This window comes from Parabacteroides goldsteinii (assembly GCF_020091425.1).
Taxonomy (GTDB): Bacteria; Bacteroidota; Bacteroidia; order Bacteroidales; family Tannerellaceae; genus Parabacteroides; species Parabacteroides goldsteinii.
Map to the genome: position 1 here is coordinate 4,057,432 of NZ_CP081906.1, position 12,363 is coordinate 4,069,794.

The following is a 12,363-nucleotide window of genomic DNA, read 5'->3' on the forward strand; positions in this document are numbered from 1 at the left end:
TAGTTTTACAGGTTACTTCTTAATGATCTTCACTGATTTGAAGGTTCCGTCTTCCAATGTTACATTGAGCAGATAGATACCTGATCCAAACGATGACAGATCAATAACAGATCCCGGTTTGCGAATTACTTTCTGTAACGTACCGTTCATCAACAGCAATTCAACTTGCTTGATTTCAGAAGGAGCGGCCACTGTTACAGAATGGGTAAACAGTCTCGGATATACTTCGATGTAGTCTGTTACTGTGATCTTTTCGTTATCGACAGACAGATATTCGTCGTCTACAAGGAATGTTACCACTACAGGTTCAGCTGCGTTATAGTTCTTGTTACCATGCTGCATAGCTGTAACCGTTACGGTTCCGGAAGTAACCGGAGTCAGAATCCATGCATCTCCAATCTGGTTCACATAGGCTACTGCATCGTTAGACGAATTGAATGTTACAGGAAGTTTACTTGAAGCAGAAGCGGTCAGAATAACATCTCCACCTTCTACGTCGATCACGCTTTCCGGATTCCATGTAATCTTCTGCGAAGCGGCGATAACAGAATATTTGCCGTCCACGTAAGAAACTTCGTAGTTGTCTGAAGTATAGTTATCAGAGAATGTGATCGGATAAACTCCTGCATCTGATGTTCTTGTAACAGTCGAGCTGATACGCGGAGCGAAACCAAGATCTTTCAACGTCTCACCTTTCACGAAACCTGTAGCTGTATAAGTCAGTTCTTCCAGCTCCTTGCCGTAAACCGATTCCTTATTATCAGCCAGGATCGTCAAAGCAGCTTTGCTGACTTTCAGGAATCCGGAAACATAAGTAACCACATAATTACGACCGAAGTCCTGTGCCGAATACGGAGTCAGTTTATAAGAACCGGCCTTGCCGTTGTATGCTTCAATACGTACAACCGGAGCCTGACCAACCTTAAAGTCTTCACCATTCAGGAAGTCATTCTTATTATAATCGTAAGCATTTGCATAAGAAGGCAATTCATTGCCGTACTTGATGTCGAAGCTACGGGCTGTTACCACCACGGCTTTCGGAGCAATCACCATTTTATTCTTAGCGGTGTAAGCATAAGTGACAGAACCGAGTGTAGCCTTCACCGTTACAGTATATACACCGGCATCTGTCGGAGCATCCTGTGATGACGGATAAGTTGTCGGTACTGAACCCAGCTGGTCGCCTTCATAATAGATACTGAAGTCTTTCACTTCTTCACCTGTTTCTACGTCGGTCACCTTCACGCTGACAGTTCTAGGATTGCCGTCATAAATACTTGTTACGTTGGAAACGATCACGTTTACTTTAGCTGCGTCACCTTCCGGAGCGATCACTTTGATCGTACCTGTTACAGGAGTTGCATCTTCGTATGTATCGTCACCGTCTGCATATACCGTGATGGTTACATAATCGTCGCCTTCCGTACGTACATGACCTGTTACAGCATACTTGCCTCTGGCAACTTCAGACAGGATAACACGTTCGCGGTCGTTGCCCGACAGTTCATAACGGATATCATTGATAGACGGTTTGCCGTCAGCTTCCGATTTCAGATAAGCAGACAACTCAACTGTTTCACCAACCGGTATAACCAGATTACGCTGGTCTTCCGGCCAGATGATCGTACGACGGATCTTGTCGATAGACAATGTTCCGTTTTCATGCGTTACCGTATAGTTGCGTGCAACACCTTCTGTCGTGAAGTAGATGTCGTAAGAACCACGTGAATCGGATTTAGCATCCGTAGCGATCTTCGGCATTACCGAGAATACGTCTGCCAGATTTTCATATTCATTATTCTTCAAACCGATATATTCGATTTCAAGATCCGGGTTACCACCGCCATACGGACGGCTATAACTCTTCGCACGTACTGTCAGCGGAGCCTTCGTAACCGTCAGACCTGCATTAACAATAGTAGCACCTGTGATATCGAAGTTCGGAAGCAATGCTGCAATCTGTGCGGCAGCCGAAGAAGTCAGACGTAATTCATACGTACCAACGTCTGTTTTCTTATTAACACCCGACAAATCCAACCAACTTGTACGGTTCACATTTTCTGCATTCAGCAATTTGCTGATCTCTGCCTGGAATGCGTCAGATAATTCACCTGTCACAGCGGCATACACGTCGGCATCTATTGCATCTTCCCCATATTCACGGGTTACAGAAAGAGTGATAGTCAAATCTGCTGCTGTCAACGGCGCCGGAGTCACAGTTACTTTTGCCTGCGTTTCGCTGGCGGTGAACTTAACACCGATAACCGGAGTAAGCATCTCTTTCACCATTGCATCGACTGCACGGATCTGATAGTCTCCTACCGGAGCATCAGCTGCGTAGACACTAACCTCACTCGGCAGAAGCGTTTCGAACAAGTCAATTACATTCTTGTCTGCCAGCAATTTTGCAGCAGTCAGCTTCGGTTCTGTTGCAAATACAAGTTTTGCATTCAGGTCGGAGTCTTTTGTTACCTCTGTACCATATACTTTTGTATACGTATCCTTTGCAGCTTTCACTTCTACGGTTGCCGGAGTCACTTTGAGGTTAGCCAGATCGGTATCCAGCTGGATTTCAAAGTTACCGATAGCAGCCTTCAAAGTAGAAGCGTCTATGATACGGAGTTTGAATGTTCCCTGAGTTACATTATTTTTGATTGAGTCAACCAATACACTGTTCAACGTATTGCCGTGGAACTGAAGTTTATCGTTGCGGTACAATGCCCAGTGCAGTTTATTCGTACTGAACAGCTTATCCCAACGGGCTTTCGTCATTGCAGCGGTCGGTGTTTCCGGATCTTCCACCAGGGAAACCAGGCTAAAACCATAATCATCAGCCGCCAGCGTCAGGTTAGTCAGATCATAAACAGGGGCACCGCTCATAATCGTCCAGATACCCTTAAGCTCTTTCTCGTTGAATGTCACCACAACACCCGGAGCAACGACTTTCACAGCCTTAACGGCAGTAATAACCTCGGTATCAGGTTCTGTTGTAACTTCCGCACCCTCAATTGCATAAACGAAGGTATAGTCGGCAGATGTCAGATCTACCGTATAGTCATATTCGCCGATTACCGGATTCTGTTTATCCAGTTGAGCTTTGGTAGTCACCAGGTCGACAACCAATGTATAGTCACTCTTGATCTTACTTCCGTTCAGAGCCACGATATCATCATAGATCTGCTGAACGATCTGGGCTTTTGTCGCCTTACCGAAGGTGAACACAGCTTTCGCTGCAGTTTCTTCTTCAGCTGTTGCAGCCAGATAAGTAGGCAAAGTAATAGTCAGTTTACGTTGACCGATCTGCACAGAATTCTGTACGTTATGGAAGTTGCTTCCGAATTGATTGTCAAGCAGGAAGTTTGACAACAATGCCGGGTCGAACACATCCACCCTGTAACCGTAATCACCGTTCTTCGGCATCGTTTCCGTTGCCTCAGCCTGACAATCAGCTGTTGTCAGCATTACCTTGAAGAGGTCGGCCGGATTTTCAAAACAAGCATAACTACTCAACAAACCTTCGTTGGCAGCCAGGAACTGACTGAGGATGTCTGCTTCGATAGCAACCTTGCGTTTTCCGTAACGATAAGAGATATCCGTCGGGAAAGTGAATACAACCGGAGCTGCATTTACGACCAATGTCTTCGCACCGGTTTCTCTTATTTCGATATTATCAGTTACCTTCTGAACGAATGCAACCGAATAAGTATATGTCTTAACAGCGGTTGTTCCTTCTTCTATATTATTAATAGTAACGGTGAAACTCTTCAGAGGCTTAACACCCGTCTTTGTTACCAGTTCAAAGAACTCTTCGTTTGCCGGGTCTTCCAATACAGCCTTCTTTACAGAGTCAAGTAAAGCGACTTTTGTATTGATATCCCTATAAGTCACATTTACTTCCGGCAAAGTGAGCGTACGTTTCGCTTTCACGATGCGGAGAGCCAGTTTCGCAATTACATCATTACCGTCTTTAGTCAGATGGATACTGCTTGGTGCTGTATAATTTAATGTATAGTATTCCGAGAACTGAGTATTTGAACTTGTCACCACTTCGTAACCATACAAGTCGGAAACCTGCGGATAGCTTTCGCCGGCAATACGCACCGGAACATCGCCTGTAGAAGTTTCGTTGTTGATCAGATAGGTCTTCACGCCCCAGTTATTCAGGTCGGGAACCGTTACACGGTCAGCACCTGGAGTCAGTCTGAAGTCACTCAGCAGAGCCAGTGCATACTCATCGGCCGTCTGTCCGAACGGACGTTCCCACAATGGCAGTTGCACATTGATCGGAAGCGGATATTCAGCCAGCGACTGGCCGTTATCGGTCAACCGTACGGAACGGAGATAAGTAGCTGTTGTATAACCGAACAATTCTATCGGGATGATAAGACCTCCATCTTCATTCGTTACTTCAATCTTCTGAATATTATCATTCGGATTGAATACTACCGTATAAGAGTAAAGATCTCTACCGATTGCCGGCACCAATGTTACGCTGGAAATATAAGCCCCCTTCATATCCGGGTTCTTCAAAAGCAGGTCAGCCATGATCGCTTTTTCGATCATTTCATTGGAAGCGCCTTCTTTCTTGAACTCATATTTGTAAAGTTTCACTTTTGCGATCGGACGCGGCGTGATATTTACTGTACCTTCAAACGTTGTCGGGCTATGCGGCTGTCCGTTCACTGTTACTTCAGAGAACAGGGCATCCAGGTCTCCACTTAACGTTACCCGGTAAGTAGCCGTACCCATATTTTCCCTGATACGGGAGTTCGTGATCTGTACATTTTCTATGTACTCAATATTGTACGGATTTGCCATATAGATATATTCGCGAACCTTATCCGCAACCTGTTCCCGGGTCATATCCTTCACATACTGAACGGTATATTCACCGAATGTAAAATTGATCGCCGGACGGGGAACGATAGCAATGCTTTTAGAATAAGTGATCTCGATTGTCGTACCTTTATCAACGATATTGATCCGCTGATTAGTCGGAATTTCTATTTCCTGCAAGGTTGCGCTCTTCGTGATGATGATCTTATAACCGAACGAATCGTCTGTTTCCGCTATCGCATTTTTATTGCTCAGGTCATTATTGATCAAACGAACAACGAACGTTTCATTTCCTAAAACGCCGGCATTACGAACCAACAGATCGCTCTTGATACGGCGGATGACCGCATTCGGCAGCATATCTTTTTCGTAGTCGATCTGATAGTTACCCGGATAAATCAAAGAATGGGTGGTTGGCAATGTTGTTACGAATAACAGAGAGTTACTAAACGTACAAACATTTCCATTTACAACCAGATTAGCAGATGAGACATTCCCATTTGTTACAAAATTCAAATTTGTCTGAGCCAGATCACCCTGGACTGTCACTTTATAACCCAGATAGGTGTTATCTGCCATACCGGAAGATACCGTACCACCAGTTACCTCAACCAGAGGAACCAGGTTCTGGTCCACCATCTCCGGATTTATATCCTGAATCAGACGTTTCAGCATCGTAGCCGTAACAGTGTTATCTGCATAGTCGCCAATACGGATCGGGCTTGAAACAAAATCGGGTAGCTTCACCTGTAACGTGTTTTTCCCAATCGCAATCGCGCTTACAATATCATAGCTCCATTCAGTAGTATTTAAAGAAACGCTTGCTCCACCTACGCCGGCAGAGACATTGCTGCCTGCACCATAATTCGGTAGAAGCACCACGCGATAACTATATACATTACCCGGAACTAACCGCCCCGTAGTTATTTCACTGGTGAAACCATTACCTGAATATATTTTTATCTCGGAAATAAAATCATCGGATGAAGTTATATTATTCCTGATCAGATTCTTTATCCGGTTCAAATTAAGATTGGATGCCGGATCCAGTTCGCCTAAGCCTCCAACCTTTTCCGCAAACACAGGGAATACCGTATTATCGATCGGCTTTTCCTTTACAATCAGTTGCTTGGTTGAAATATAAGAACCTGTCGCCTGCTTGGTACAATTGGTCAAACCGGGTTCATAAGCAAACTGATCTGTCGGAGGAAATGTAATAACCACATCATACTTTCCGGCTTCCAACATATTATTTCCGGTATATTGAGCGGAAACGCCGTCTTTAACCAGAAAAACCGAAGCATCATTAAATGAAACTCCGGGCATATCGAGCACCTGTATTTTAGAATGTAAATCACTAACAGATGTTCCATACACATAATTACCCCAGTTAGCCGGGAATTTCAAATCACCGACTGCCTGGCGGGCTTTGATCTCGATAGCATTTGATACAACTACCTGATCATGATCCAGTTCGCCGAACAGAGTTGCAGGATTTATATTCCCTGTACCGATCGTCCGTTCAAAATTTAACGTAATGGAACTGGTGGAAGTCACTTTAAAAGTGTAGTTATAACTTCCTGCCACCAAATCACCGGTCTGATCCCCACCGTTACCTCTGATAGTAACATCGGATATAATCGCTGCCTGATCACTCTGATCGACAACTCCCTGCAATAAACTTTGGATATGGGATTTTAACTGCTCCGCATTAGCGTCACTGGTTCCTTCATAATATGACAGGACATCTTTTACGGGGACATAAATGTCTGCTGCAGCCGCTTGTGTAATATACCCTCCCAATAGTAGCACGAATATAAGTAGTCGCCTACTCACATCGATCAAGTATACTTTTTTCATACGCTATTATTTTTATTAGTTTATACTTCAATCAATAGATAGTAAGTGCTTATAATCAAGTTATATAACATAATATAAACCCTGACAAAAGAAACTCCGCCAGGGTTTATATCCGCTTTCATTCTTCACAGAGCTAGGGCGGAAGAATTTATATTTCATTACTTTAGTATTAATACCCGCTTTTTCGTCCTCACGGATTAGTTGGTGCCAGATAGAGGCATTGCAAGCAACGCCTCTACTGCCGCCGCGCGGTTATCTATTTTAAATTATTGATTATAAACTTCTTTATATCAATAGTTATTCATTGTCTTACTTAACGACAGCCTTCACTGTTGTTCCATCAACTACTACAACTACGATTCCTGCCGGAGCATTGAATGTAACATTGTCGGAATTGATTGTCGTGTTAGCAATTGTCTGACCCAATACGTTGCTGATGACAACATTCTTGTTAGCAGCATTCAGGATCGTTACCTTACCCTGGCCACCCAGAACTGTTACGTCAGTTGTATTGATAGATTCGTTGGATACCGGATCATGTTCGTCAGCTTCATCGAAGTAGATGTCACCTGTAGAGGTAGCAGTCTTAGATGTAGCGAAGTCATAATAATCTTCCGACGGAATCATTTCTTCACCACCTACACATTCGTTGAATGCACGTACACGTGCCGTGTAAGCAGTTTGCGGGATCAGGTTATGAACAGCTATTGAAGTGGATGTTGCAGAAACCTTGAACGATTCTTCACCGTCGAAGTTGATATCATCCTGCCATTCGTAATATGCTGTAGGCAATGAACCTACTTCTGTTCTCCAGTCACCTGTATTGAACTCACCACCGTTGATAGGCATACCCGGAACAGGTTTTCTAACCATCCATGTTGCAGGAGTATCGAACAGATAGATATCGATCTGATGTGCATCAGTCTGGAATCCTTCCATCAGGCGGATCGTATATTTAACCGGTTTCGTGATGTCTGTAGTCAGTTCCATGTTGTCCATCTGGTGGGCAATCGGAGCATAACCCCAGTTTCTGTCGATCGGCTGCGTATTACCCTGCAATTCGAAGTTGTCTACACTTACCTTAGTTACTTCTTTCTGCGGTTTACCTGCTGCATCTGTATATTCTTTAGTTACTTCCAACCAGTAGTTTACTTTGTTATCACGGTGGATCACATCACCTGTTGCGTTGAACAATTCAACCCAAATAGTCTTGCTTGCATCGTCAGCACGTACTTCAGACATAAATACATCTTCAGAAGTGTACTTCGGAGTGAAGCGACCTACAGCAACCTGATAGTACTGAGCACCCGGAGTGGCTGTCCACTTGATACGAGCATCGCTACCACCTACGTCACCTGGTTCCATATCTTTAATATACGGCATTTCAAGACCGGCAGTGAATGCCAGCGGCAGATCCTTCTGTACATCACATACGGCAGACAGAGACAATGCATTTTCTACATCGCAAAGGTCTTCTACATTCGGAGTTGCACGAACATCGATCTTAGCAGCAACGTCACCACGAAGAACATTGTTCACCAGGTCGTTTTCACCACCCTTGAATGTATAAGGATTTTCTTCTGCTGTTGCAGCCAGTTCCATAGATTTCTCACGGATGAACAGTTTCACTTCTTTTGCTTTGTTTGTTCCGAATGTGAACAAGTCAGAAGCACTCAACAAGTTGATTTCCTGTTCTATCTTAGATTCTTCACCACTTACAGTAGTACCGTAATGAGGCAGGTCACGACCCTGGATATAGAATACAGAATCTTTAGAAGCACCACCATTTACAACACCGAACTGGAAGGCATCAATCTTATTCTTACCGGCAGCGTCAGAACTGAACCATACTTCAGGAACTTTCACGTCACCCTTGATACCGGCTGTCAATGTATCGTTCACATTGATTCCGTAAGGAGCCCAAACACCCAGATCAGCCCATCTTTGGTCGTTAACTGTCAGATTATGTTTGTAATCATCCAGGTCGAAGAAGTATACGCGGTTGTATTTTTCCACGTCAGCACCATGCTGCTGCGGAGCCAGACGGATAGAGTCTTTCGCATAGTAGCGAGCCCACATACCCTTTTCAGAACCACTTGTGATTGTATCGATAGTCATTTCGAGGCCATTGCGATCTTTCGGATCGAACTTAGCAGAAACGAGAGCCAATACTTCACCGTATTTGTTCGGAGAAATCTGAACCATAGTACCTACTGTATCTACTCTACCATAAGCTTCACCGTTCAGGTCGCCCAGAACTGTTACTTCATATTCGAATGCGCCTTTCTTGTTAGAGAATACTTCCATGTCAACCGGATCAACGATGTTCAAACCAGCAATGATGAATTGACCGTCGCGTACCGGATAGCAAGTATTTACATAACGGGTCTTGTAATCCTTACGGAACATTTCGTTATAGATGAAGTTAGGAGCAGGAACCCAGTTTTCACTTGAGCTACCACCATCCGATACATAAACATTAGGAATATTGCCGCCACCACAAGTGTTGCAAGAACCGAACTGCTGAGTCAGGAATGAATAGAAGCTGGTATAAGAACCGATCACTTTATCTGCATTCATTGTGGTTACCAAACCTCTGTCGGTAGTACCGAATGTATAGAATTCGTTCCATCCCTTATTGTTAGCTGTAGTTGCACCGAACTGAGCTACATGGTGGAAGATATTAGGAGTACCTTCGAAACAAGAGTTCCAGCTTTCAGCAACGATCGGAACCAGGTTCACGTCATTGTAAGGTACATACTTAACAGTCATGTCAAGACCTGTTTCTTCTACATACTGTACTGCATAGTCGTCATCCAGGTCAACCTTGTAAACCAGAGTATCGCCAACGCTCATACCGATAAACTTACCGAATACGGCACCGTTATATTCTTCGATCGGTTTTTCCTGAGAACCTTTCTTCACATATACTTTTGCAAAATCAAGGCTTTCTGCAGAGAACATGAATGCATTTGTATGATAAACTGCATCGTCAATGCCTTCAGTCTTAGAGAATTGTTCTTTGAAGATCTTGATAGAAGCAACTGTACCACCTTCTACATCAGGTTTCAAACCTGTAGCAAATACCTTCACAGTGTGAGGTCTTGACTCATATTTGTAACCATCCCACTCATCATACGGAGCGAAGAAGAAGTCCTTACGGTCGATCTTTTCAAAATATTTCAATAATTCAGAGCTCATTACGCCCATAGCGTGGCTTAACAGAGACTGGTCGGTATCCTGGAACCATACGAATGTATTGTTACCGAAGATCTTGATCGGGCCTGAGTAAACTGCATCTGATTTTCCATCCATCAAATCCTGACCGCTATAAGTATAAGTCGTACCTTTCAAAACATTTTTATTTTCAAAATATCTTGCGATAGAAGCATCGTAAGTCAGAGCCGGGTTGATAGTATATGTTTCATTTACATACTTAGACTCGTCGTCACCGATGTTCACATCACCACGGTGATATTTGAAGATAGCGTTAACGCTAACGATATTCGGATAGATATTACCTGAACAGTCGATAACTTTCACTGTTGCGTCAGTACCTACAACTTCAGGATAATCTTCTATGCAACAATCCGGACAACCATGTTCTTCCAACCATGCAGCATAGTCGGTGTAGCTATGTCCCTGAACTGTCATCGGCAGATAACGTCCCGGTACATAAGTTGAATCTTTTTTACCTTCTTTTGTGAAGACGATCTTCCAACCCTTAATATTTACATCGTCATCGTAACGGCCAGTTGAATGCTTCGGAGCTTTTGTCTGGTTAACCAGCAGCAATTCACCATAATGCATTTCATCCATATCGCGTCCGTTGTTGAACGAGTTGAAATAAGGCAAGTTCTTGAAGCTAACTTTTGCAGTCTTATAATCCAGATATTCGTCGAAGAACAGATCGTTCAATTCGTTATATTCAGGAATAGAAGTACCCTGAAGTGCATAACGAGCTGTATCCGAAGCTTCTGCTGTGATTGTAGACCAGATATAATCATCTTTGTCAAATGCTTTTACTTCTTGCGGAGCAAAGTAGTAAGTGAAACGAGCGCTTGATTTGCAATCGCGATCGTCTGTAGCATCTGTCTGAATGAAATATTCACGAGGGATCAGATAAGTTACTTTTTTATCTACACCCGGTGTACCTTTTCTACCGATCTTATCAGCTTCAAACATAGCATCCAAAGAAACCCAACCGTCGACTTCCGCCAAATTGCTTTCTTTAGAAACTTCCATCTTATCTGCGATAAACGGATATTCAACGTTCAGTTCGTAATATGCCAGTTCTTCCTGCGGAGCAGCATCCTGATCTGCTTCGTAAAGACCGTCACGGAATGCAGCACTGAATTTATCGGTATATACGTTGTTAGTTTTGCTATAGTTATTCTTATATAACGTATTCCAGAACTCAACGTTTGTTACCAATGTATCAGGAGCGCAAGAAGTATTACGTCCGGCACCTGCTTCAAATACTTTTGTATTAGCTGCACCGAAAGCAACATCCGGGCGAGTAAACGCCAATCTTGCATTCGTAAATACAGTTAACGGTTCAGTGTCTGAAGAACCAGTGATATCCACTTCAGGATCTTCAACAGATTTAGCACCTCTCAACATCACGATAATAACCTTGTTGTCAAGAGATCCCTGCTGCCATGAATTCGGATTCTGATTGTCAGCATCCGATACACTGGCTTTCACATGTGTAGTATGTCTTTCACCGATCGTGTGGTTCTTTGCAGTAAAGATAGCGCGATCGCTAACCATCTGCCCTACATATGAGCCATCCAGGTTATAAACATAGACATCATAAGTCCAGTCGATCTTACGGTTAACCAGTTCCGTGTTACCAAAAGCACGAACATCCAGTTCAACGCTTTCAACACCAGTCAGCCCTTTTGTGCTATACACAAAGTCTACACGTGCACTGGCGTTCTGATTCTGATAAATACCTAAGCCTGTATTGTTGGCAGCATCCGTAAACTTCATATATTCGGCTGTATTCATAATCTCATGATTCTGAATCTGCGAATAATCCATTTCCAGATATTTGCCGGTAAACGGCTTCTGGTAATTACTGCTTGTAGGATCCAGGTTGAAGAATGTAGTAAAAACGCCATTCATTACACCAGCTCCCATTTTAGTGAAATCGATCAACGACTCATAGTTTCCATAAGAAGTTGAATTTGCAGCCCAATGATCATGAACATTTACCCGTTCAGTAAGCTTCATCATGCCCTCTGTAACAAGTCCACCTTCGTCTTCCCACTGGGCAACATTGTTCACGTTCTTATACCACGGCGCCTTAATATTAGCATAGTCCGCATCTGCTGCATTCAGCATCGGAGACAAGCCATAAAAAGCCATAGCACATAAAAGAGCGGCCGACCCGCCTTTTACCAAAGTACTTTTTCTCATACGTAAAACATTTAATTAATAAAATTATGATCTATACTCAAATTGACTATTTTTCGTCCATTTAGCTCATTTCAACCGCCTAAACCCGTAGGACACAAGAAAAAGCATTTCAGGGGAACTGTTAAATGCCTGTATATAGGCATCTTTTTTACTCATCGATTACCGATTTGGCGAGTTTAAACGTTCCTTTTTTCTCGCCACGCGTTTAAGATTCTTTTACTTTTGTAACAGGAATAGGGTATT

The 12,363-nt window shown here is 43.4% G+C and carries 2 protein-coding genes; both read right to left on the minus strand.

Going from position 1 to position 12,363, the window contains the following annotated elements; genetic code table 11:
* Positions 1-12: 12 nt before the first annotated feature.
* Positions 13-6,696, minus strand: a complete 6,684-nt coding sequence (locus K6V26_RS17595) for an MBG domain-containing protein (RefSeq protein ID WP_224263449.1) — start codon at positions 6,694-6,696, stop codon at positions 13-15.
* A 309-nt stretch (positions 6,697-7,005) separates the two neighbouring features.
* A complete protein-coding gene (locus K6V26_RS17600) occupies positions 7,006-12,120 on the minus strand; it encodes a DUF6383 domain-containing protein (protein WP_224263450.1) in 5,115 nt (1,704 codons plus the stop codon).
* Positions 12,121-12,363 lie beyond the last annotated feature (243 nt).